17 protein-coding genes and 1 pseudogene are annotated in these 23,295 nt (G+C 65.2%); 14 read left to right on the forward strand and 4 right to left on the reverse strand.

The genetic code is table 11. The features are described 5' to 3' along the window. Positions 1-4 precede the first annotated feature (4 nt). From ileS to ndk, 4 genes and pseudogenes are all read left to right on the forward strand, one after another. Entirely contained in the window at positions 5-3,385 is a 3,381-nt protein-coding gene (gene ileS / locus QFZ69_RS07540) for an isoleucine--tRNA ligase (RefSeq protein ID WP_306916939.1), read from the forward strand. 3 nt (positions 3,386-3,388) lie between these two features. Beyond that, positions 3,389-4,747 carry a folylpolyglutamate synthase/dihydrofolate synthase family protein gene (locus QFZ69_RS07545; protein WP_306916940.1) on the forward strand — a complete coding sequence of 453 codons (1,359 nt, stop codon included), beginning with the start codon at positions 3,389-3,391 and terminating at the stop codon, positions 4,745-4,747. Between the two features lie 3 nt (positions 4,748-4,750). Next, positions 4,751-5,215, forward strand: a complete 465-nt coding sequence (locus QFZ69_RS07550) for a DUF4233 domain-containing protein (protein WP_306916942.1) — start codon at positions 4,751-4,753, stop codon at positions 5,213-5,215. 52 nt (positions 5,216-5,267) lie between these two features. Then, a pseudogene (ndk, locus tag QFZ69_RS07555) lies at positions 5,268-5,688 on the forward strand (nucleoside-diphosphate kinase). Positions 5,689-5,806: 118 nt separating this feature from the next. Here ndk and QFZ69_RS07560 read toward each other — a convergent pair. Next, a complete protein-coding gene (locus QFZ69_RS07560; RefSeq protein WP_306916947.1) occupies positions 5,807-6,577 on the reverse strand; it encodes a DeoR/GlpR family DNA-binding transcription regulator in 771 nt (256 codons plus the stop codon). Positions 6,578-6,903: 326 nt separating this feature from the next. On the opposite strand from QFZ69_RS07560, the gene QFZ69_RS07565 reads away from it, so the two are divergent. The 8 genes from QFZ69_RS07565 to QFZ69_RS07600 all read left to right on the forward strand — a co-directional run bounded on the left by QFZ69_RS07565 (position 6,904) and on the right by QFZ69_RS07600 (position 15,976). After that, complete coding sequence (locus QFZ69_RS07565) at positions 6,904-7,815, forward strand: substrate-binding domain-containing protein (protein WP_306916948.1); 912 nt, start codon at positions 6,904-6,906, stop codon at positions 7,813-7,815. 60 nt (positions 7,816-7,875) lie between these two features. After that, on the forward strand, positions 7,876-9,390 hold the full coding sequence (locus QFZ69_RS07570; protein ID WP_307000010.1) for a sugar ABC transporter ATP-binding protein: 1,515 nt from the start codon (positions 7,876-7,878) through the stop codon (positions 9,388-9,390). After that, positions 9,387-10,442: an ABC transporter permease gene (locus QFZ69_RS07575; protein WP_306916953.1), complete on the forward strand. Its 1,056-nt coding sequence runs from the start codon at positions 9,387-9,389 to the stop codon at positions 10,440-10,442. Before QFZ69_RS07570 ends, QFZ69_RS07575 begins: the two co-directional genes overlap by 4 nt. Beyond that, positions 10,439-11,512, forward strand: coding sequence for an ABC transporter permease (locus QFZ69_RS07580; protein ID WP_306916954.1), 1,074 nt, complete (start codon positions 10,439-10,441; stop codon positions 11,510-11,512). Before QFZ69_RS07575 ends, QFZ69_RS07580 begins: the two co-directional genes overlap by 4 nt. A 67-nt stretch (positions 11,513-11,579) precedes the next feature. Next, a complete protein-coding gene (locus QFZ69_RS07585) occupies positions 11,580-12,581 on the forward strand; it encodes a dihydroxyacetone kinase subunit DhaK (protein ID WP_306916955.1) in 1,002 nt (333 codons plus the stop codon). Between the two features lie 3 nt (positions 12,582-12,584). Then, entirely contained in the window at positions 12,585-13,211 is a 627-nt protein-coding gene (locus tag QFZ69_RS07590) for a DAK2 domain-containing protein (protein WP_306916956.1), read from the forward strand. A 152-nt stretch (positions 13,212-13,363) separates the two neighbouring features. Then, complete coding sequence (locus QFZ69_RS07595; protein ID WP_306916958.1) at positions 13,364-14,248, forward strand: NAD(P)-dependent oxidoreductase; 885 nt, start codon at positions 13,364-13,366, stop codon at positions 14,246-14,248. Positions 14,249-14,479: 231 nt separating this feature from the next. Further along, on the forward strand, positions 14,480-15,976 hold the full coding sequence (locus QFZ69_RS07600; protein ID WP_306916960.1) for an FGGY-family carbohydrate kinase: 1,497 nt from the start codon (positions 14,480-14,482) through the stop codon (positions 15,974-15,976). Positions 15,977-16,055: 79 nt separating this feature from the next. Here QFZ69_RS07600 and QFZ69_RS07605 read toward each other — a convergent pair whose 3' ends face one another. Next, positions 16,056-17,039 carry an NAD(P)/FAD-dependent oxidoreductase gene (locus QFZ69_RS07605; RefSeq protein ID WP_306916962.1) on the reverse strand — a complete coding sequence of 328 codons (984 nt, stop codon included), beginning with the start codon at positions 17,037-17,039 and terminating at the stop codon, positions 16,056-16,058. Between the two features lie 91 nt (positions 17,040-17,130). Beyond that, on the reverse strand, positions 17,131-17,991 hold the full coding sequence (locus tag QFZ69_RS07610; protein ID WP_306916964.1) for a trans-aconitate 2-methyltransferase: 861 nt from the start codon (positions 17,989-17,991) through the stop codon (positions 17,131-17,133). 47 nt (positions 17,992-18,038) lie between these two features. On the opposite strand from QFZ69_RS07610, the gene QFZ69_RS07615 reads away from it, so the two are divergent. Continuing rightward, positions 18,039-18,629: a helix-turn-helix transcriptional regulator gene (locus QFZ69_RS07615; protein WP_306916966.1), complete on the forward strand. Its 591-nt coding sequence runs from the start codon at positions 18,039-18,041 to the stop codon at positions 18,627-18,629. Positions 18,630-18,832: 203 nt separating this feature from the next. On the opposite strand, the gene QFZ69_RS07620 is transcribed toward QFZ69_RS07615, so the two are convergent. After that, positions 18,833-19,504 (reverse strand): vitamin K epoxide reductase family protein, encoded by a 672-nt coding sequence (locus QFZ69_RS07620; RefSeq protein WP_306916968.1) that lies wholly within the window; start codon positions 19,502-19,504, stop codon positions 18,833-18,835. Positions 19,505-19,976: 472 nt separating this feature from the next. Between QFZ69_RS07620 and QFZ69_RS07625 the strand changes: the two genes are divergently transcribed. Continuing rightward, positions 19,977-23,270, forward strand: coding sequence for an Rne/Rng family ribonuclease (locus QFZ69_RS07625; protein WP_306916970.1), 3,294 nt, complete (start codon positions 19,977-19,979; stop codon positions 23,268-23,270). The last annotated feature ends 25 nt before the right edge of the window (positions 23,271-23,295 follow it).

A 23,295-nucleotide genomic window follows, 5' to 3' on the forward strand; every position in this document is an offset into this window, starting at 1 on the left:
CGAGATGACTTATTACCCGAAGGCCTCCGCCGCGCTCTCCGGCGCAGGCGCCCACCCCGTCGCTTCCAACACCTCCGGTGTGCCGGCCTCCGTGAAGTTCCCGGAAATCGAAGAGCGCATCCTCAAGTACTGGGACGAGGACGGTACCTTCCAGGCCAGCATCGACCAGCGGGACTCCGAGTTGCCGGGTGGAAAGCGCGGCAGCAACGAATTCGTCTTCTACGACGGCCCTCCCTTCGCCAACGGCCTGCCGCACTACGGCCACCTGCTGACCGGCTACGCCAAGGACCTCGTGGGCCGTTACCAGACCCAGCGCGGCCGCCGCGTCGAGCGCCGCTTCGGCTGGGACACCCACGGGCTGCCCGCCGAGCTCGAAGCCATGAAGCAGCTGGGCATGACGGACAAGACCCAGATCGAGGCCATGGGCATCGACAAGTTCAACGACGCCTGCCGCGCCTCCGTGATGAAGTACGCCGACGAGTGGAAGAGCTATGTCACCCGCCAGGCCCGCTGGGTGGACTTCGACAACGACTACAAGACGCTGAACGTCGAGTACATGGAGTCCGTGCTCTGGGCCTTCAAGCAGCTGCACGAAAAGGGCCTCACCTACAACGGCTACCGCGTGCTCCCGTACTGCTGGAAGGACGAGACGCCGCTGTCCAACCATGAACTGCGGATGGACGACGACGTCTACAAGAACCGCCAGGACCAGACCGTCACGGTGACCTTCCCGATCACGGCAGGGGAGTCGGAGCTGTCCAGGCAGCTCGCCGGCGTGCAGGCGCTCGCCTGGACCACGACGCCGTGGACGCTGCCCACCAATGCGGCGCTCGCCGTCGGGCCTTCCATCACGTACGTGGTCCTGCCGGCCGGACCCAACGGCGTCAAGGCCGCTTCCGCGGACGCACCTGTCACCGGCAGCTTCCTGCTGGCCGCCGAACTGCTCGGCGCCTACGCCAAGGATCTCGGCTACGGCGACGGCGCCGAGGGTGTAGCCGCAGCCGAGGCCGCGGTCACCTCCAGCCACACCGGCGCCGAACTCGAGGGCCTCTCCTACGAGCCCCTCTGGGACTACTTCGCCGACGACGAGAAGTACGGCAACCAGAACGCCTGGCGCATCCTCGTGGCCGACTACGTCACCACCACCGACGGTACCGGCCTCGTCCACCAGTCTCCCGCCTACGGTGAAGACGACCAGAAGGTCTGTGAAGAAGCCGGTATCCCCGTGGTCCTCTCCGTGGACGAAGGCGCGAAGTTCCTGCCGCTGTTCAGCCACGGCCCGCTCGCCGAGATCGCCGGCCTGCAGGTCTTCGAAGCCAACAAGCCCATCACCCAGGTGCTGCGCGCCGAGGGCCGCCTGGTCCGCCTGGCCAGCTATGAGCACAGCTACCCGCACTGCTGGCGCTGCCGCAACCCGCTGATCTACCGCGCAGTGTCCTCCTGGTACGTCGAGGTCACCAAGTTCAGGGACCGGATGTCCGAGCTGAACCAGGACATCAACTGGATCCCGGGCAACGTCAAGGAGGGCCAGTTCGGCAAGTGGCTCGCCAACGCCCGGGACTGGTCCATCAGCCGCAACCGCTACTGGGGCAGCCCCATCCCGGTCTGGCAGTCCAGCGACCCGGACTTCCCGCGTACCGACGTCTACGGCTCGCTCGCCGAGATCGAAGCCGACTTCGGCCGCCTGCCGCTGAACAAGGCCGGCGAGGTTGACCTGCACCGGCCCTTCATCGACGAACTGACCCGCCCGAACCCGGACGATCCCCGCCGCCCGGAGGAAGGCCAGTCCGTGATGCGCCGGGTCGAGGACGTCCTGGACGTCTGGTTCGACTCCGGTTCGATGCCCTACGGACAGGTCCACTACCCGTTCCAGAACGAGGAATGGTTCGACAGCCACAACCCGGCGGACTTCATCGTCGAGTACATCGGCCAGACGCGCGGCTGGTTCTACATGCTGCACATCCTCTCCACCGCGCTGTTCGACCGCCCGGCCTTCCGGAACGTCATCAGCCACGGCATCGTGCTCGGCTCGGACGGGCAGAAGATGTCCAAGAGCCTGCGCAACTACCCGGACGTCTCCGAGGTCCTGGACCGCGACGGCTCCGACGCGATGCGCTGGTTCCTGATGTCCAGCCCGATCCTGCGCGGCGGCAACCTCGTGGTCACCGAACCGGGAATCCGCGACGGCGTCCGCCAGGTCATCCTCCCGCTGTGGAACGTGTACAGCTTCTTCACGCTGTACACGAACGCCTCCAACGGCGGGTCCGGCCATGACGCAAAGCTCCGCTACGACGGCTATGCCGACACGCTGGACCAGTACCTGATGGCCAACACCGGCGAACTGGTCCGCAACATGACCACTCAGCTGGACAGCTACGACATCTCCGGCGCGTGCGATGAACTCCGCAGCTACCTGGACATGCTCACCAACTGGTACGTCCGCCGCAGCCGCCAGCGCTTCTTCGACGAGAACGCCGACGCCTTCGACGCGCTCTACACCGCCCTGGAGACCGTCTCCCGCGTGGCCGCCTCGCTGCTGCCGCTGGTCTCCGAGGAGATCTGGCGCGGCCTCACCGGCGGGCGCTCCGTGCACCTCGCCGACTGGCCGGATGCGGAACTCTTCCCGGCCAACCCGGGGCTCGTCGAGGCGATGGACCGGGTCCAGCAGATCTGCTCCACCGGATCCTCGCTGCGCAAGGCCGCCAACCTCCGCGTGCGCCTGCCGCTGCAGGAGCTCACCGTCGTGGCACCCGGCGCAGGCGCGCTGGAAGGCTTCGCCGCCGTCGTCGCCGACGAACTGAACCTGCGCCTGGTCCGCCTGCTCGACGCCGAGAGCGCCGCCCCGGAGGAGTTCGGCATCGAACAGAAGCTCGTGGTGAACGCCCGGGCCGCGGGTCCGCGCCTGGGCAAGAACGTCCAGCAGGCCATCAAGGGCTCCAAGTCCGGCGACTGGAGCGTGGACGACGCCGGGGTGGTCACCGCTGGCGGACTCGTGCTCGAACCGCAGGAGTACGCGCTGGAAACCGTCGTGGCTGAAGCCGCGGAGGGTGCAGGATCTGGTCCGGCCACAAGGGCGGCGGCTGTCCTGCCGGGCGGCGGCTTCGTGGTGCTCAACACCGAGGTCACGCCGGAACTGGAGGCCGAGGGCCTGGCACGCGACATGGTCCGCGCCATCCAGCAGGCCCGCAAGGACGCCGGACTCAACGTCAGCGACCGGATCGAAACCACGGTGACCGCCCCGCAGGACGTCGTCGACGCGCTGCTGGCCAACGCCGACCTGGTCAAGGCCGAGACTCTCACAGTCCGGCTGGAGACTGTGCCGGCCGACGTCAAGGAACCGCAGATCAACGTCGTGAAGACCGCCGTCGAAAAAGTAGAGGCCTAAGCCATGACCGACGAATTCTCCGTAGAAAGTGTCTACGCCGAGCTGCTGGGCCGCGCCCCGGAAGACAAGATGGAACCGCGGCTGGCCCCGCTGCACCGTGCGATGGACATCCTGGGCGAGCCGAACAAGGCCTTCCCGATCATCCACGTCACCGGCACCAACGGCAAAACCTCCACGGCGCGGATGATCGAGGCCGGGCTGCGCGCCCACGGCCTGAGCACCGGGCGGTACACGAGCCCGCACCTGTCCAAGGTCACGGAGCGGATCAGCATCGACGGTGCCCCGGTCCCGGATGAGACCTTCGTCCGGATCTGGGACGAGATCCGCCCGTACCTGGAAATCGTGGACGGCGAGCTCGAGGCCGAGGGCCAGCCGCGCCTGACCTACTTCGAGTGCCTGACCATCCTGGGTTTCGCGGTCTTCGCCGACCAGCCCGTCAACGTGGCCGTGATCGAGGTGGGCCTCGGCGGCATCACCGACGCCACCAACGTCGGCGACGGCCAGGTCTTCGTGGTCACCCCGATCTCGCTGGACCACACGGAGCTCCTGGGTGACACCACCGAGGACATCGCGTACGAAAAAGCCGGCATCATCAAGCCGGGCGGCTTCCTCGTCAGCGCCGCGCAGCCGATGGACGCGGCCCAGGTCCTGCTGGAGAAGGCCAAGGAAGTCGGCGTGCCGTTCCGCTTCGAAGGGGTGGAGTTCGGCGTCGAATCCCGGACCGTCGCCGTCGGCGGCCAGCTGGTGAACATCCAGGGCATCGCCGGCCGGTACGAGGAACTGCTGGTGCCGCTGCACGGCGCGCACCAGGCCGAGAACGCCGCCGTCGCGATCGCCGCGCTGGAGGCGTTCTTCGGCGGCGAGAAGCCGCTCGACGCCGAGGTCCTGCAGGAGGCTTTCGCCACGGTCACGTCGCCCGGACGGCTCGAGGTGGTGCGCACCGCGCCGACCATTATCGTGGACGCGGCACACAACCCCGAAGGGATCCGGGTCTCCGCCGAGGCCATCCATGAGGCCTTCAGCTTCACGAAGCTCGTGGTGGTGGTCGGTGTCCTGAAGGACAAGGACGCCGAGGAGATCCTGCGGCAGCTCAAGGAGTCCCTGGGCGACCTCGCCGCCGAGTACTGCTTCACCCAGTCCAACTCGCCCCGCGCCGTTCCGGCCGAGGACCTCGCGGAGATCGCCCAGGACCTGGGCTTCGGCGAGGACAACATCCACGTCGCCGACAAGCTCGACGACGCCCTGGAATGGGCGGTGGAACGCGCCGAAGCCAACGACGACCTGGCCGGCGGCGTCCTCGTCACCGGCTCCATCACGCTCGTGGCGGATGCCAGGATCCTGCTCGGAAAGGCGGACGGCTAAGCGATGGCACGACTGACCAGAGCCCAGCGCGAATGGCGCCCGGGCATGCCCAGGAAACGCCGCTCCACCAAGGTCATGTTCGCCTCCACGGTGCTGCTGCTGGAAGCCTTCGTGGTACTCTTCGGCACGCTCGCGGTTTTCGGCCTCCGCCGGAACGAGTTTCCGCCGGTCCTGATCTTCTCGGTGGGGATCGGGCTGTGCCTCGTGTTCATCCTCACGTGCGCGGTCCTCACCAAACCGTGGGGCGTGGGCCTGGGCTGGATCCTGCAGCTCGTGCTGATCCTGGGCGGAATCGTGGAGCCCACGATGTATGTGGTGGGCCTGCTCTTCGCGATTTCCTGGTGGTACGGCATCCGGACCGGCATCCGGATTGACCGGGAGGCCGCGAAGCGGGAGCGCGACCAGGCCGCCTGGGATGCGGCCCACCCGGCCGGCAGTCACCCCGAAACCGGCGCCGAGAACCCGTAGCCCCAAACCCGTAGACTAGACCCGAACCCCACCCCAACACATTGGAGCAGTTGTGAGCATTGAGCGCACCCTCGTCCTGATCAAGCCCGACGGCGTCGCCCGCCAGCTGAGCGGCGACATCCTTGCCCGGATCGAAGCCAAGGGCTACACGCTGGCCGACCTCAAGAAGGTCGATGCGAGCCGTGAACTGCTGGAACCAGCACTACGGGGAGCACCTCGGCAAGCCCTTCTACGAGCCGCTTGTCGAGTTCATGCTCAGCGGTCCCGTCGTCGCCGCGATTTTCGAAGGCCACCGTGTGATTGAGGGCTTCCGCTCGCTCGCCGGCACCACGGACCCGACGACGGCGGCTCCCGGCACCATCCGTGGCGACCTCGGCCGTGACTGGGGCCTTAAAGTGCAGCAGAACCTGGTCCACGGCTCCGACTCGGTGGAGTCCGCCGAGCGCGAGATCAAGATCTGGTTCCAGGACTAATCCGCCGCACCGAGGTGACAGCAAAGGCCAATGTTCACGAAGAACATTGGCCTTTGCTGTCACTTCGCTGTGCTGGCCCGCTCCTAGCGGGGAGGACCGGGAAACGGCCGTCGCGTCGCTATGTGCGGCGCTCTTTGCCTTTTAATGCCAACTCGTTTGGGCTGCTTGCCCGAATCAGTGGAATCGGCCAACGCGCCGCCCTGATCGGGTCAATTGCATCATCGGTGATCCCTGCGGTGAAGTCCTCGAATCCGAAGACCTTAAAGAGCGCCTCGCGTCCGAATTTCGAGCTGTCTGCGACGAAAAAGGCCTCGGCTGCCACGGAGCGCATCTTGCGCTTGAGTTCGATCGAATAGCTCGAGCTTGCGTATATCCCGTCATCCATCACAGCACCTGCTCCGAAAACTGCCACGTTAACCCTCATGTTTTCGAGTTGCTGCAGTGACGCCGGACCCCACATGGAAGTGGTGCCCGGAAGGAGTTCACCGCCGATAAAAACCAGATTGATGCGCGGCTTGCGAGATATCTCGATTCCCACCAACAGATCGTGCGTCACCACGGTAAGACGCGAATGGTCCAGATGCCTTGCTACTTCCAGACACGTCGTCCCGCTGTCGAGAAGGACCGTCTGGTTCTCAAGAATCCTGTCAGCGGTGGCAGCGCCGATCGCCTCCTTTTCCCGTGACTGAAGTTCGGTCGCGCGAGTGGGGACGGACGGTTCTGCGGGTGCGGCGCCGCCGTGTGTGCGGCGGATGCTCCTCTCCTCGGCGAGACGCTCCAGATCGCGACGAATCGTAGAGGCATCCACCCCATACCTGCGGGCAAGCGCGGTGACGCTTTGAAAGCCGTACTCCTCGACGAGTTCGACGATCTCTTGGCGGCGCGACATCGGGCCCCTTTCCTAGGTATGAGCTAAAGGGTAGACGCATGCACGAATTCGCGCAATATTTGCGCGGATCTCGGCAAAATTGCACGAATCTCTCGACACTTGCGCGATTATGACCTAGCGTATGCACAGATCGGAGAAGCCGATGCGCGGATTCAGGCATCCGTATTGCGTGATCACAAAGGAGTGAATTGATGAAGCTTTTGCGTACATCAGGGTTATTGACCGCTGGCCTCGCGGCCGTCCTCATGACGGGTTGCGGGTCAGTCAACGACGGAGCGGCCAGCACAGCCGCACCGGCCGGTGGCGGAGGCACCAAAGCATCAGACATGACGATGGTTACCGTCGTGAAGCTCAAGGGCATCGCATGGTTCGACCGCATGGACGAAGGTGTGCAGGCATACGGCAAACGCAGCGGCATCGACACCCGCACCGAAGGCGGCGATGACGTCAGCCCTGAGAAGCAGATCAAGATCATCCAGGACCTGGTCGCGCAGAAGCCGACAGCCATCACTGTGGTGCCGAACTCCCCGGAAGCCGTTGCGAACGTGCTGGCACAGGCCAAGGCCCAAGGCATTATCACGGTCGCGCACGAGGCTACCGGAATCAAGAACGTCGACATCGACATCGAAGCTTTCGACAACGCCGTCTACGGCCAGAAGATCATGCAGAGCTTGGGCACATGTATGGAGGGCAAGGGCGACTACGTCCAGTTTGTCGGTGGCCTCACGGCCAAGACCCACATGGAATGGGTCGGGGCTGCCTACGACTACCAGCAGTCGAACTTCCCGGACATGAAGCGTGTCGAGGATCCGATCGAAAGCACGGACAACGAGGCTGCGGCGTACCAGAAGGCCAAGGAAATCCTCGCGAAGCACCCGAACATCAAGGGTTTCGAAGGCTCTGCCGGCAACGACGTTCCCGGCATCGCACGAGCCGTGGAAGAAGCAGGGAAGGCGAAGGACATCTGTGTCATGGGTACGTCCATTCCTTCCGCTGCAAGCAAGTACCTCGCCAGCGGCGGAATCGACAAGATTTTCTTCTGGGATCCGGCGCTGGCCGGCGAGGCTCAGCTTGAGATCGCCCGCATTCTTGCCACCGGAGGCAAGATCGAAGCCGGCACCGATCTGGGCATCAAGGGCTACAACAGCCTAAAGAAGCTGGACGGCTACGACAACGTCTTCCTGGGCGACGCATCGATCGAAGCGGACGCCGAATCCGCCAAGCAGTACAACTTCTGATAGTCCGGGGCGTGGGGCCGGCATCATGGTGCCCCACGCCCTCCTGAAAGGGTTTTCGATATGACAAGTACTGCCCTCAAGGGGCCGCCTTCGCCTGTGCTCGAGGTGCGCAACATTGTCAAAACTTTTGGTGGTGTCGCCGCACTGAGTGATGTCTCGCTCAAACTGGTTCCGGGTGAGGTGCTTTGCCTCGCCGGCGAGAACGGCTGCGGAAAGTCGACGCTGATCAAGATCATCTCGGGCGCCGAGAAGCCGGACTCCGGCGAGATCATCGTCGACGGCATCACATATTCCTCGATGGACCCCACCATCGCCATCAAGAGCGGAATCCAGGTCATCTACCAGGACTTCTCCTTGTTCCCCAACCTGACCGTGGCCGAGAACATCGTCCTGACCGCGGCCGTAGCTGGCCGCCGTCGACTTCACAGTGCGCAGGCAGCACGACCCGCAGCGCAGGCCGTCGTTGACGATCTCGGTTTGCATCTTGACCTCGATGCCGACGTGGAGCAGCTCTCAGTCGCGGACAAGCAGCTGACCGCGATCTGCCGTGCGCTCGTCAGCGACGCCCGAGTGCTGATCATGGACGAACCGACTACGGCGCTGACACACACCGAGGTGGACAGGTTGTTCGTAATCGTAGAGCGTCTGCGTGCCAAGGGAGTGGGGCTCATTTTTGTTTCTCACAAGCTGGATGAGGTCCTCAAGATTTCGCAGCGCGTTGCGATTCTGCGCTCCGGCAAAAACGTTGTCACGAGCCCTGCCTCAACCATGGATTCCGGGGCCATCGCTCTCCACATGACAGGGCGCGAACTGGATGAAACCCGCCACGTAAGCGAGCTGGACCCGGCGTCGGACGTCGTCCTGGAACTTCAGGGACTCGGGCTGCGGGGGGCTTACAAGGATGTCTCCTTCAGCCTTCGCCGCGGCGAGATCCTCGGCGTGACCGGACTCCTCGGCTCGGGACGCACCGAGATCGCGGAATCGCTCTTCGGCGCGGTACCGCACGACACCGGCACCGTGAAAATCAACGGTAAAGAGGTACGCATCCGGTCCATCAATGACGCCATTGAGGCAGGCATCGGGTATGTCCCTGAAGACCGCCTGACCCAGGGCCTGTTCATGGATAAGTCGATTGCTGACAACATCATCGCCAGTTCCCCTAATGAGCACACGACGCGCCTCGGAACGCTGGACCTGCGCGCCGTAAGGCAGACGATCCAAGGCCTCTTCGACCGGCTGCGTGTCAAGGCCCCGAACGTTCAATCCCCGGTGCGAACCCTCTCCGGCGGAAACGCGCAACGCGTCGTGCTGGCCAAGTGGCTGGCGCGCCGGCCGCGCATCCTGATGCTTAACGGTCCGACGGTCGGTGTTGACATCGGATCGAAGGCAGAGATTCTCAGTATCCTTCGTGCCGAAGCAGCCGACGGGATGGGCATCATCGTCATTTCAGACGACGCGCCCGAGCTGGTGGCCTGCTGCCACCGAGTGCTGGTCGTACGGCACGGCAGGGTTGTTGACGTCCTCGAAGGCGACGATGTCGCCGTGGACATAATCCGAGAGAAGGTGGCTGCGTGAGCGGCACCAGGTTGGATACTCCGGCACGACTCCGGCTGCTCCGGGGCCCGAACAACGAAGGCGTCCTCGCCGTCGTCCTCCTGGCCCTCATTGTGGCCATGTCCATTGCCAATCCCGTGTTCTTCTCGCTGCCGACAGCCTTCAGCATTCTTCGCAGCTCGATCGTGCCGCTCATATTTGCGCTCGGCGTCCTCATGGTGATCATCTCCGGCGGCATTGACGTGTCATTCGCTGCTATCGCGGTGTTTGCGGCGTACACGACGGTGCGGGCGCTCGAGACGGGAATGCCCGACTTCGGGCTCGTCGGAGCCTTCATACTCGCGGTGCTGATCGGGGCATCGTTGGGGGTCATCAACGGCTTCCTCATAGCGAAGTTCAGGTTGCCAACCCTCATTGTCACCCTCGGCACCCAGGGCATTTTCAAGGGCGCACTGCTGACCTACGTCGGTTCCCGCTACATCGCGGACTTGCCAGATTCGATGGCACAGATCTCCACGACGAACCTCTTCGAAGTCGAGACCTCCAGCGGGAGCGCCTACCTGCACGTCATGGTGGTCCCGGCAGTGCTTCTGGCGCTAGGACTTGCCTGGGTTCTGCGAAGCACGATGTTCGGACGAAGCATCTACGCCATCGGCGGGGACGTCGAGGCCGCCCGCCGCGCCGGTATCCGCGTGGTCCGCACTCAACTGTCCGTCTACGTCATTGCCGGGACCATGGCAGCGGTAGGCGGGATGATCTACGTCATCATGGGACGCAGCGCCAGCCCCCAGATCCTCGTCGGTAGCGAACTGGACATCATTGCCGCCGTCGTCCTCGGCGGAGCATCGATCTTCGGCGGACGGGGTTCAGTTTTGGGGACGACGCTGGGCGTCCTGCTGGTCCAGGTGATCTACAACAGCCTCATTCTGGCAGGCGTCCCCAGCGCGTGGCAGCGGACCGCCGTCGGTGTCCTCTTGCTTGTCGGTGTTGGCATTCAGGCCGTAGCCTCCCGCCGGACCGCCCCGCCCCGCATTCTCGATGAGGCCCCCCAGAAGCAGGAGGTTGCAGCATGAAAAGCGCCGATACAGAAACGAACTCGCTGAGCCGTCTCAATGACTCCATCGAGTCGGCCTGGACCCGTGTACTGGACCGGGTTAGCTTGCAAGGCGGCGTCAAACGGATGCTGGTTCTGGTGGTCATTGCGTTCGTCATCTTCGCGGCGCTCAAGCCGTCCGTCTTCCTCAGTGGCACCAATCTGCGCAACATCGCCCTGAATTCGCCCGAAATCGGGGTGCTCGCCATTGCCATGATGCTCGCCATGCTTACCGGAGGCATCGACCTGTCGCTGGTGGCCACGGCCAACCTCGCGGCCATCACAATGTCGACGGTCTATACGGCCGTTGCCGCCAGCAACCCGACCCTTGCGGAACAATCCTTCCCGCTCATTCTCCTCGCCGGCATCGCCGTAGGCGTTGTAGGTGGTTGCATCAACGGACTGCTGATTTCGGTCGTGGGCATCACCCCGATTCTCGCGACCCTCGGAACCATGCAGATTTTCAATGGAATTGCCGTTGCCTGGACGGGTGGCAAAACCTTGAACGGGACGCCCGCCGCCCTGACCGCTATCGGAGCATCCACACTCGGCGGGATTCCGACTCTGTTCTTCGTGTTTGTCCTCCTCGCCATAGCCGTCGGCGTCATAATCAATCGCACTCCTCTTGGTCTAAGAATTCAACTGCAGGGAGCCAACCCGACGGCGGCACGGTATTCGGGCATCGCGAGCCAGAAGACACTCATGAGCACTTACGTACTTACGGGTCTGCTCAGCGGCATCGCAGGCGTATTCTTCATCGCCCGCAACCCCACGGCCTCTGCCGACTACGGTGCGTCCTACGTTCTCCTGGTCATCGTCATCGCTGTCCTGGGCGGCACCAATCCCAACGGCGGCTTCGCTACCGTTCTGGGCGTCGTGTTGGCCACCCTCACCCTGCAGATCGTCTCCAGCGGTTTCACCGCGCTGAGGCTCTCGTCCTATCAGTACGCGATCGCCCAGGGCCTGGTACTCGTGGCGGCCATGGCCTTCGAACAAGTCCGGTGGCGCCGCCGTCGGCGCCAGATAAAACCCGCGATCCAGCCCAGCTAGATCTGCTCCGGCTCAGGGCAGCAGCCCAGGCCTACTAACCTCCCCCTGCGTCAACAGAAAGAAAACCGTGAAGAAGATCATTAACAAGCCAGAGGACTTCGTCAACGAGATGATCGAGGGAATCCTCCTCGCGCACCCTGACAAGCTGAAGACTCCTGGAGATGACCCCCGAATCCTCGTCCGCGCCGATGCTCCCGTTGCAGGCAAGGTAGGTATCGTCACCGGTGGCGGTTCCGGGCATCTTCCTTTGTTCAAGGGCTACGTCGGCCACGGGCTGTGCTCCGGCGTGGCAATCGGCAATGTCTTCAGCTCGCCCAGCTCTCAGCAGTGTTTCGAGGCAACAAAAGCGGTAAGCGGCGGTGCCGGCGTGCTGTATCTCTACGGGAACTACGGCGGGGACGTCTTCAACTTCGATCTGGCTGCCGATCTGGCCGAGCTTGAAGACATTGAAACGCGGACCGTTGTGGGACGGGACGACGTCGCCAGCCAGCCCAAGGACAATCGCCTTGAGCGACGCGGCGTCGCCGGCTTGATCTTCGCCTACAAGGCAGCCGGTGCGGCAGCCGACCGCGGGGACAGCCTCCGCGAGGTGGCGGCGGTCGCCGAGGACGTCGTCGATAATACGGCGACGATGGGAATCGGGCTGTCACCAACTATCCTTCCCACCACGGGTGCGTTGAGCTTCGACCTGCCTGACGGAGAAATGGAAATCGGGATCGGGATCCACGGCGAGCCGGGGATCCACCGCGGCGTCCTGGAGCCCGCGGATGCCATCACGGATCGTCTGGTTGATGCGCTCGTCGAGGATCTTGAGCTCGCTGACGGCGACCGCGTCGCCGTTCTTGTGAACGGCATGGGCGCAACGCCCCTGGAAGAGCTCTACGTCATGTACCGCCGCGTGCACCAGATCCTCTCCGGCCGTGGCGTTGCGATCAGCAGGAACTACATCGGCGAGTATGCGACCAGCCTGGAGATGGCTGGCGCCTCTATCTCCCTTCTCAAGCTCAACGACGACCGGCTGGCGCTGTTGGATGCACCAGCTTCCTCACCGTTCTTCCAGGAGGTTTGAACCATGCACTCTACAGAGCTGATTGAACAGATCCAGCGCAGCCTGACAGAGGTCGTCAAGTCCGCGGACGAATTGCGTGACCTCGACCAGGCGCTGGGGGATGGTGACCTGGGCATCACCATCACGCTCGGAGCCGGTGCGGTCATCGAAGCCCTGGCGGAGCTTCCGGATGGGGCCACGCCGGCCGAGATTTCGCGCGCCTGTGCAAAGGCTTTCGCTAACGCCAATCCTTCGACGATGGCGGCCCTGGTGGCCGGCGGGCTACTCGCAGGATCAAAGACGTGGAAAGACCTCGACAACGTGGACCTCTCGGCGGCCGCACGATTCGTGCGGGCCGCGGGCGACAATATCGCGCAGCGTGGCAAGACTCAGATCGGTGACAAGACCATTGTTGATGCCATCATGCCTGCCGCAGATGCTCTCGACGCTGGTGAGGATGGAGCCGGCGGCCTCGATGCGGCCATCGCTGCGGCCGAAAAGGCAGTGATCGACACACGTTCGCTGCGCTCTCGGCGAGGACGTGCCGCATGGCTTCAGGAGCGCAGCATCGGCCTCCAGGACCCGGGGGCAACCGCGATGTGGCGCTTCCTTGAATCCTGGCGCACGGCCTCAGTGGCCGCCAGGTCCTAGCGGCGAGCGTCTCTATTGTCCTGCGCGGACCGGGGAAGCCTCCGGTTTCGGCGAGGGACGAGGCGGGACCGCGAGCACTGGAACCTGACGGCTTTACTGGAGCTGTCGGTCAGTCAGGCAGTTGAACGCATATCCAAAGGGAGTAAGAAAAAATGAAAGTTCTCGTCACAGGATCCCGTGGCAAGGTGGGCACAGCTGTTGTCCGTGTCCTCATCGCGGCGGGACACGACGTCACTGGCTCGGACCTCGGCCGCCACGCTTTTGACCGAATCCTGCCCGGGGAACCGGGCTATCAGCAGGCGGACCTCACGGACGCCGGCCAAGCATACGGGATCGTTCGTGGCTTCGACGCGGTCGTCCACGCCGGGGCCATTCCCGAACCAACCCACAACCCGCCGCACATTGTGTTCCAGAACAACATCATGGGCACCTTCAACATGATTGAGGCCTCCATTCGGGCGGGCGTCAAAGTCTTCGTCAACATCTCCAGCGAAACCGTACCGGGGTTCTTCTTCCCCGAGCGCCCTGTCCTCCCCGACTACGCACCGGTAGACGAGAACCACCCGATCCGGCCACAGGATCCGTACGCCCTGTCCAAGGTGTTCGGAGAAGAGCTGTGCGACGCCGCGGTGCGCCGTAGCGATATGCGCTGCATCTCCATCCGGCCGAGTCACGTCCAGCACGCCGGCAACTACGAACGGAATCTTGGCGGCCAAGTCCGTGACGCCGGGGAGCTGAGCCCAAACCTGTGGAGCTACGTTGACTCGGAAGACCTCGCCGACGCAATCGCGCTGGCCGTTGAATCAAACATTCCTGGTCACGAAGTCTTTTACATCGCCAACCCCGACAACGTCGGCGGGCGCGATTTCGCCGCCGTGCTCAAAGAGTATTACGGGGATCAGATTGAGCTGCGAGCGCTGGACCGGGTCGATGCCTCCGGTATCTCATGTGCAAAGGCAGAACGGATGCTCGGCTGGAAAGCCAAGCGGTCGTGGCGTGATCACCTGGACACCGAAGGCCACGCCATCGAGCGATAGCCCTTCGTGAATCTTCCCCGCCGCTGGCCGGGGGAGTACGCGCAGGTCAGGCCACAACCCGTGATGGGTTCCCACCGAAAACGTTGTCGCATTGACCGGCCGGGCTTCGGCCTGCGGAAGGATGATCGTCATTTTCAAGGCTCGCGGGGCGGACTACCGCCACAGTGTGATCAATGTCCGGCCCGCCCTTTCGTCGAGGGCGGGCCACGGACCTCGGGTGGGGGGAGCCTGATGCGGGAAGTTGTCCTGGGCATCGATATCGGCACGTCCAGCAGCAAGGGCGTCCTGGTAGATTTCGGCGGCAAGATTCATGCCACCGCAGTGCGAAATCATGAGGTGTCCAGACCAGCCCCAGGGCATGTGGAAATGGACGCTGCCATCTGGTGGCAGGAGTTCATTGAAATATCCCGTGAGCTGACAGCTACGGAAGACGTCCAGGTAGTAGGAGTAGGGGTCAGCGGCATGGGCCCCTGTGTCCTTATTGCCGATGAGGACGCCAGGGCGCTGCGTCCCGCCATCCTTTATGGAATCGACACCCGGGCCGTGGAACAGATCGACTGCATTAATGCGGCCTTCGGTCAGCAATCGATTGTGGATCGATGCGGATCAGCGCTATCCACCCAGGCTGTCGGGCCTAAGCTGGCGTGGCTGGCCGATCATGAGCCGGGCGTCGCCTCAAGAGCCCGAATGCTCTTCATGCCGAGTTCCTGGCTGGCTTATCAGCTGACGGGGGAGTACGTCCTCGACCATCACTCGGCGAGCCAGTGCACACCCATGTACGACACGTCCACTCACGAGTGGTACCCGCCGTACGCAGATCCACTGATTCAATCCATCGAGCTGCCCCTGCTGGTCTGGCCCGGAGACATTATCGGCCACGTGAATCTGGTTGCTTCGGACAGGACGGGCATTCCAAGGGGGGTGCCCGTCATCGGCGGAACAATCGATGCCTGGTCGGAAGCCGTCAGTGTGGGCGCCCACCGTCCGGGCGATTTGATGCTGATGTACGGCACAACCATGTTCCTGGTGAATACTCTGCAGGCAAGAACGACATCGTCGTCACTGTGGGGCACGGTCGGAGTGGTGCCGGGTACCTACAACCTTGCCGGCGGCATGGCCACGTCCGGTGCCATCACAGCCTGGCTCCGGACGATAGTCGGTTCCCCTGACTTTTCGACCCTGCTGTCCGAGGCGGATAAGTCAGGCCCCGGCGCGAATGGGCTGCTCATGCTCCCGTATTTTGCGGGTGAGCGCACACCCGTAGCGGATCCGAACGCCCGTGGACTCGTCGCAGGACTCACCTTGGACCATACCCGTGGCGACTTGTACCGGGCCACGCTGGAGGCGACCGCGTTCGGAGTACGACACAACGTCGACGCTCTAACAAACATGGGCGGGGACGTGCGACGCACGATCGCCGTTGGCGGCGGTACGCAGGGAGGCCTATGGACGCAAATCGTTTCAGACGTCACAGGCCTGGAACAGCAGATACCTTCCGTGACCATCGGGGCCAGTTTCGGGGCCGCCTATCTGGCAGCCGAGGCGCTGGGGTCAGCGGTGATCGGAGACTGGAACCCAATCGTGTCAGTAACGCAGCCTCGCCAGGATTCGTCGGCCAGATACGAGAGGCTTTACGGGCTGTACAGGGAGCTTTACGAGTCCACGGCTTCCGTCACCCATCAACTCGTTGACCTTGCCTCTACGTTAAGCAGGAACCCCACTACTTAGGCTCGAGGCGGCTGATTGGCAGAGCGTACCAAGGGGGCCGTCAGCAGGCTGCGGCGTTTGGGGCAGACCGTGTCGGCGTTCACCGAGCACCCGTGTCACGCGCCTCCGTGGAAGGGGCGGTGCTTTCCGCCCGCGCTCGAACGGCGGCACCGGCATCCTCGGTCACGAGATCTGCATTGATGGCGGCGCCGGCCGCGACCCCGGCTCCCGCTGCGGCAGCGACCATCGCCCCGAGGTCGCTGACGTTCCCTGCTGCCCAGACGCCGGGGATATCCGTCCGCCCCATCGGTCCGGTCGCGATGAACGCGCCGAGCGGATGATCGGTTAGTGCTCCGCCCAACTGCTCGTACAGGTCTGCCCGCGCAATGAACCGGGGTGCCACAGTCACTGCGTCCACGAGGAACTCCTGCCCGTCGTCGAGGACGACAGCGCTCAGGACATCGTTCTCAGCGTGAAGCCGGTCGACGGCGCCGTTCACGACCCGGATGTCCAGGGCGGCGAGCTGGTCTGATGCCTCGCCGACCGGGGCGGGCATCGTGTGGAGGAACAGCGTGACGTCATCACTGAGCTGCCGGAACAGGAGAGCCTGGTGGACGCTTAGGGGGCTCGTGCCGAGAACACCGATTCGCTGTCCGCGCACCTCCCACCCGTGGCAGTAGGCGCAGTGCAGCACGCTCCGTCCCCAGAACCCCCGGACGCCGGGTACGTCGGGGAGTTCGTCAATTAGCCCCGTGGCGAGCAGGAGCCGACGCGCCCGGACAGTCCCGCCGCCGGCGAGATCCACGTCGAACCCGCCATCACGACGGCGCGCAGCGACGGCACGGTCCTGGCGGATCTCAGCCCCGTAGCGCTCCGCCTCCCGCCGCCCGGACGCCAGCAGTTCCACCGGGGTGATTCCGTCGTGCCCGAGAATGTTGTGCGCACCAGCGGCGGGCGCATTCCGCGGCTCGCCGCCATCCACGAGGACCACCGAGCGCAGGGATCGCGCCAAGGTGACGGCGGCGCTTAGGCCCGCGGCACCACCTCCGATGATCGCGACGTCATGCGTCTTTGCAAAGTTCATGGAGTATCTCCTTAGTCGAGGCGAACCTGCGGCCGCGTCGGCGCAGGTGGGTGTTGCTCAAGGACGGCGGCGATCCGGCACCTCGGCGGGCTCAAGGACGGCGGGCCGCCCAGGCGGTCCGGCTGCCTCGGACGGTCAGGTCGGTGCGGCGCAGGAGACCGTCGGGGTCGTCCGCCGTTAGGAGTCGGTCGAGGGTAGCGAGGTCGTCGGTGGCCAGCCGGCCGTCAACAGCTCCGCGGATGCTGCGCACGACGGCGTGCGCGTAGCGTCCGGTGCTTGGCGGTGCCGGGTTCGCTTCGATGCTGAAGCTGCGCTGTTCAGCGATCTCGAATCCGGCGCGCTCCAAGTGCGGCCGCCAGTCCGGGTGCGGGTTCCATCCTGCCTGGTCCATCGCCTCGTGGCAGCGTGCTTCCAGGCCGGGCCTGCCGAGTCCGATCTCGTCGGGCAGGAGCCGCGGCAGGGAGTCCATCTCGATGACCACCAGCAAACCGCCGGGGTTCAGCGCGGTGTGGAGGTCGCGGAGCACCCGGTCCGGGTCGGCAAGGTGATGCAGTGACGAGGCCGCCCACGCAAGGTCCGACGCACCGACCTGAGGCCAGGCCACGTCCAGATCGGCCTGCACCGCGCGCAGCCGATCAGTGAGACCTTGCCCGCGACCTGCTGCTGCCTGGAGGCGCTCGAGCATCAACGCCGACTTGTCGATCGCGACCAGCTCAGCCTCGCTGAAGCGCCTTGCGAGGGCCAGGCTGCCGGTGCCCGTTCCGGCACCGACGTCCACTACCGTGCGCGGAGCGTCCCGTGTGTGCTGCGCTACCCACTCGGTCACCTCGTCCAGATACCCGCCGAGCACCTCGGCGTCCAGGTCCAGGATGTCCGCCAGCCCTGCCTCGTTGTCGTGGTCGTTCTTGAGCGCGTGGTGGCCGTTGTGATGATCGTGCTGAATATACGTCATGCTTCCAAGCTACTGGCGTCCTGCGTTCCAGGCATACAATCTTGTCTATGACGCAAGAACTCGAGTTGGACTCCGTAATCCGCCAGCGCATCCGCGGCCTGCGGTTGGCGCGTGGGTGGTCGCTGGACGCCCTCGCCGCCCGCTGCTACCTCAGCCCCTCCACACTGAGCCGCATCGAAACCGGGCATCGCAGGATCGCCCTCGATCAGCTCGTCCCCATCGCCCGGGCCCTCGGCACCACGCTCGATCAGCTGGTGGAGTCCGCCGACGACGAGGACGTGGTCATCCGGCCGCAGCCTGGGCACACACCTGGAGTGACGGCCTGGCTCCTGTCCCGCGAAGGCGCTCTTAATGGTGCCACCGTGGCAAAGATGCGCATCGCCCCCGAACGGGCCACCGGAACAGAGCAACTGGGTGTGCACCCCGGCCGCGACTGGTTCACCGTCCTGTCCGGCACAGCCCGCCTGCACCTGGGGGAGCGAACCATCCTGATCCACGCAGGCCAGGCGGCCGAGTTCTCCACCATGGTCCCGCACGCCATCGGCGCCCACGAAGGCCCCGTGGAGATCCTGAGCATCTTCGACCACGACGGGGAGCGCGCACATCTGCACACCCCGGACCCCGCCCTACAGCCCTGATATCTGTGACCGGGAGGCCGTGCCAGGGCGCACTCTGCGAGGCGTCAAGAGGGTCCATCAGGCGGTCCTGGTTCCTGAGGACTGATGAGTGTTGGCTGCCACCATTGAAGGAATGGCGTCGACGACCCGCTGATCCCTCCGGCCGTCAGGGGAGTTTGGCGGACGAGCCGCCGATCGACCAGCCCAAGGACGCCCTTTTTTCCCTAGTAGCCGGAGGTCCCGATGAAGACCTGGATGAAGGCGAAGAAGATCGTGGCGATCACGGCGACGTAAAGCAGCGCCGTGACGATCCAGCCCGAGTCGCCGATGATCCGGGCGGGGCCGGCCGGGAGCGGGATGACACCCTGGGACACGTTCCGGACCGTGACCCAGACGAACAGCGGAATCATCGCGGCCCACACGATCATGCAGAACGGGCACAGGATGTGGATCGAATACAGGGCCTGGAACCAGAGCCACACCACGAAGGCGAAGCCCAGGGTCACGCCGGCCTGCAGCCCGAGCCAGTACCAGCGGGCAAATTTGGCGCCGGCCAGGATGCCCATGGCGGTGGTGATGATGACGGCGAAGGCCACGATGCCGATGAACATGTTGGGGAAGCCGAACACCGAGCTCTGCGGCGTCTGCATGACCTGCCCGCAGGAGATCCACGGGTTCACGTCGCAGACGGTGACGTGGCCGGGGTCCTTGAGGACCTCGAGTTTCTCCAGCACCAGGATTCCGGAGGCGAGCCAGCCGACGACGCCGGTGATCAGCAGGAGCCACGCGAACGGACGCTCACGGGTCATCGGGGGCAGCGGCCGTTCCGTCGCGGACGGGCTGACGCCTTGCTGCTGAGCGGCTGCCTCGCCGGTGGCGCTGGAGATGCTGGGCATGGAATGAACGTCCTTCGGGTCGGTGCAACTGGTCCGATTCTATCGCCGAAGACTGAACGAAGCCCGGGAAGCAGAGGGCCGTCTCCTATGATTCAGTTCCCGGGGCGTGCCGGATGCCTTGCCTAGGCCTGCTTTGGCGGCTCCTGTGAGACAATGATCGTGGCTGGAACCCGATCCACATCCGGGTCCCGGTCCGGCGATTTTGTTCCCAAGACCGCCAATGATGAGCAGGGAGCTCCGGATCCTCTGATCCAGGCTGTCCCGCAATGCCATTGGACGGCACCTGGTTGTGACGGAAAGATCAACGGGTTTCAGAACAATCTTGCCGGCCCTCCAGGGCTGCCGCACCCCACTGCCGGTGCGAACCTGAGGGTATCCAATTGACTTCTGTCAATGCCCGCGGGTGTTGACAAATAATTGCCCCAACGGGCGCCGGATGTGGGGGCGCCCAAGGGCAGGAGTGTCACCACATATGGATAAGAACCAGGTTATAGCCGGGAATGAAGAACCGATCGTTGCGGAAGAAGCAGCAACGACGGACGAAGCAGCAGAAGAGGCAGCTGCGGCGGCAGCACCGCCGAAGCGGCCGGTTCGGACCCGCCGGAAGGCCCTCCCGAAAGCTGACGCCACGGAGCCCGCCGCGGACGCTGCCGTCCTGACCGAGGCAACGGAGACCCCGGGAAGCGAGACCCCGGCCGCCGAACCCAAAGCCAAGGCCCCCGCCCGCCGGACCCGCGCCCGCAAAGTCGCCGAGGCGCCCGAGCCCCTGCCGGCCTTCGCCGACGAGAACGAAACAGCCGCAGCCGCCGCCGAAGCCCCCGCCGAAGTCCCTGCCGCCGTAGCCCCCGCCGAGAAGCCTGTCCGGCGCCGGGCCAGCCGGGCCAAGGCCGCCGCGCCGGTGACCGAAGCAGAGCCGGCACCGGAGGCCCCCACCGCCGAGGCGGCCCCTGCCACGCCCGCCACCGAGGCGGCCCCTGCCACGGAAACCACCGAAGCAACCCCTGCCACGGAAACGGCCGCCGCAGTAGCCCCGGCGTCCGCCGAAACTGCCGCATCCGCAGAAACCGCCGCCCCGGCCGCCGAAGCAGCCCCTGCTACGGGAGCCCCTGCCGCGGAAACGTCCGAGCAGCCTGCCGCCGCACGCTCCGCGGCCTCCTCGCTCTTCCTTGAGCCCGGAGCGGTCACCTCGATGATCTTCCAGGCTCCCGACCTGAGCACCGTCGCCCGCCCGGCGCCGGTTGCCGCCGCGGCCACGCCCGAAGAGGCGGAAGAGGAAGGCGACGAGGACGGCAGCCGTCGCCGCCGCCGCAGCCGCGGCCGCCGTGGACGCAGCCGCACCGGCGAAGAAGAGAGCGAATCGGAGGACGCCGGCGAGGATGCCGAGGAAGGCACCGAGGGGACCCTCGAGGACGGTGTGACCTCGCGCCGCCGCCGTCGCCGCCGTCGTGGCGACCAGGACCTGGAACTCACCGGCGGGGGAGACGACGATCCGCCCAACACGGTGACCCGGGTCCGTGCGCCGCGTGCGATCACTGAAGCGCCGGTCAACAACCGCGTCACCTCCCTGAAGGGCTCCACCCGACTCGAGGCCAAGAAGCAGCGCCGGCGCGAATCCCGCGACACCGGCCGCCGCCGCACCGTCATCACCGAGGCCGAGTTCCTGGCCCGCCGTGAATCCGTGGACCGCCAGATGATCGTGCGCCAGCGCGACGACAGAATCCAGATCGGCGTCCTCGAAGACGGTGTCCTGGCCGAGCACTTCGTGTCCAAGACGCAGCAGGACTCCCTGATCGGCAATGTCTACCTGGGCAAGGTCCAGAACGTGCTGCCGTCCATGGAAGCCGCCTTCGTGGATATCGGACGTGGCCGCAACGCCGTGCTCTACGCCGGTGAAGTCAACTGGGAAGCCGTCAACCTTGAGGGCAAGCAGCGCCGGATCGAGAACGCGCTGAAGTCCGGCGACTCCGTGCTGGTCCAGGTCACCAAGGACCCTGTCGGCCACAAGGGCGCCCGCCTCACCAGCCAGATCTCGCTGCCCGGCCGGTACCTGGTGTACGTGCCCGGCGGTTCCATGACCGGCATCTCCCGCAAGCTGCCCGACGTCGAACGCAACCGCCTCAAGCGGATCCTCAAGGACCGCCTGCCGGAAAACGCCGGCGTGATTGTCCGCACCGCGGCCGAGGGCGCCTCCGAGGAAGAGCTGACCCACGACATCAACCGGCTCCGCGCGCAATGGGAAGGCATCGAAGGCCAGTCGACGTCGACCAAGATCCTCGCCCCCGAGCTGCTCTACGGCGAACCTGACCTGACCATCAAGGTGGTCCGTGACGTCTTCAACGAGGACTTCTCCAAGCTGATCGTCTCCGGCGAGGAAGCCTGGGACACCATCGAGGCCTACGTCACCTATGTGGCGCCGGACCTCGTGGGCCGGCTCGAGAAGTGGACCAAGGACACGGACATCTTCGCGGCCTGGCGGATCGACGAGCAGATCCACAAGGCACTGGACCGCAAGGTTTTCCTGCCGTCCGGCGGATCCCTGGTGATCGACCGCACCGAAGCCATGACCGTGGTGGACGTCAACACCGGGAAGTTCACCGGCAGCGGCGGCAACCTCGAGGAAACCGTCACCAAGAACAACCTGGAAGCGGCCGAGGAAGTCGTCCGGCAGCTCCGGCTCCGCGACATCGGCGGCATCATCGTGATCGACTTCATCGACATGGTGCTGGAATCGAACCGCGACCTCGTACTGCGCCGCATGGTGGAGTGCCTCGGCCGAGACCGTACCAAGCACCAGGTGGCCGAAGTGACCTCGCTCGGGCTCGTGCAGATGACTCGCAAGCGGATGGGCACCGGGCTGCTGGAAGTCTTTGGCGAGCAGTGCGAAACCTGCGCCGGCCGCGGCATCGTCACGCACGACGAGCCCGTCGAGCACCGCCGCGCCAACGTCGTAGCCGCAGAGCACCACGTCCCGCGGATCGAGAACCAGCCCGCTGCCCGCACCGAGCGCAAGGGCCGCCGCCGTGGCAGGGGCGGGCAGGGCGGGCCGGAGTCCGCTCCGTCGGCACCCGCAGCCATCCACCCGGAGCCCACGGAGGCCGAGCGCCACGCCAAGGCAGAGGCGACCCGGGCTGCCCTCGCGAACATCGCGGCCGCCGCGCACGCCGCCCACCTGCACGAGGGGGAAGCGGCAGCCCGGCACGACGCCGACACCCGCCAGGCCGAGACCCGACAGGCCGCAGCCGAGACCGCCCGGCAGTTCGTTGCAACAGAGGAAGCAGCCGGACGTCCCGCTGCCGTGCTGACCTTCGGCGGCGAGCAGGTGGTGCTGCCGTACGTGGAGCACGCCGAGGAGGGGACGGCACCCGCCCTGACCCTTGACCTGCTGACGGAGGCCTTCGCCCATCTGGGCGACACCGAGGAAAGCAAGCCCGCCGCCGAGCAGGTTTCCGCGGCCAAGGCCACGGCACCGGCCCAGGCACCGGCAGCGGCACAGGCGCCTGCACCGGCACTGGCGAGGGCCGACGTCGGGACCGGTACCTCCAGGGGCCGCCGCGTGCGCCGCAACCGGAGCGCCAGCCGCGCCCAGGGCGCAGCCAACGAGACGTCCATTGAACACCGTGAGGCAGCCGAGCAACGGAACGCAACGGCCGCGGCCGGAGCCGTGCACGAGGCCAAGGCACCTTCCCCGGACAAGGCAGCGGCAAAGCCGGCCGCGGCGAACGAACCGATCATCCTCGGCGTCGGCGTCCCGGCGTCGGAGCTGTAGCCCGGAAGCCCAACGAGGCAATCCA

It is taken from the genome of Arthrobacter sp. V1I7, from assembly GCF_030817015.1.
In the GTDB taxonomy this organism is placed as follows: Bacteria; Actinomycetota; Actinomycetes; order Actinomycetales; family Micrococcaceae; genus Arthrobacter.

Coding starts and splice junctions, on each gene's coding strand:
- ileS (WP_306916939.1), top strand. CDS start 5: ATGACTTATTACCCGAAGGCCTCCGCCGCGCTCTCCGGCGCAGGCGCC.
- QFZ69_RS07545 (WP_306916940.1), top strand. CDS start 3,389: ATGACCGACGAATTCTCCGTAGAAAGTGTCTACGCCGAGCTGCTGGGC.
- QFZ69_RS07550 (WP_306916942.1), top strand. CDS start 4,751: ATGGCACGACTGACCAGAGCCCAGCGCGAATGGCGCCCGGGCATGCCC.
- QFZ69_RS07560 (WP_306916947.1), bottom strand. CDS start 6,577: ATGTCGCGCCGCCAAGAGATCGTCGAACTCGTCGAGGAGTACGGCTTT.
- QFZ69_RS07565 (WP_306916948.1), top strand. CDS start 6,904: ATGACGATGGTTACCGTCGTGAAGCTCAAGGGCATCGCATGGTTCGAC.
- QFZ69_RS07570 (WP_307000010.1), top strand. CDS start 7,876: ATGACAAGTACTGCCCTCAAGGGGCCGCCTTCGCCTGTGCTCGAGGTG.
- QFZ69_RS07580 (WP_306916954.1), top strand. CDS start 10,439: ATGAAAAGCGCCGATACAGAAACGAACTCGCTGAGCCGTCTCAATGAC.
- QFZ69_RS07590 (WP_306916956.1), top strand. CDS start 12,585: ATGCACTCTACAGAGCTGATTGAACAGATCCAGCGCAGCCTGACAGAG.
- QFZ69_RS07595 (WP_306916958.1), top strand. CDS start 13,364: ATGAAAGTTCTCGTCACAGGATCCCGTGGCAAGGTGGGCACAGCTGTT.
- QFZ69_RS07600 (WP_306916960.1), top strand. CDS start 14,480: ATGCGGGAAGTTGTCCTGGGCATCGATATCGGCACGTCCAGCAGCAAG.
- QFZ69_RS07605 (WP_306916962.1), bottom strand. CDS start 17,039: ATGAACTTTGCAAAGACGCATGACGTCGCGATCATCGGAGGTGGTGCC.
- QFZ69_RS07610 (WP_306916964.1), bottom strand. CDS start 17,991: ATGACGTATATTCAGCACGATCATCACAACGGCCACCACGCGCTCAAG.
- QFZ69_RS07615 (WP_306916966.1), top strand. CDS start 18,039: ATGACGCAAGAACTCGAGTTGGACTCCGTAATCCGCCAGCGCATCCGC.
- QFZ69_RS07620 (WP_306916968.1), bottom strand. CDS start 19,504: ATGCCCAGCATCTCCAGCGCCACCGGCGAGGCAGCCGCTCAGCAGCAA.
- QFZ69_RS07625 (WP_306916970.1), top strand. CDS start 19,977: ATGGATAAGAACCAGGTTATAGCCGGGAATGAAGAACCGATCGTTGCG.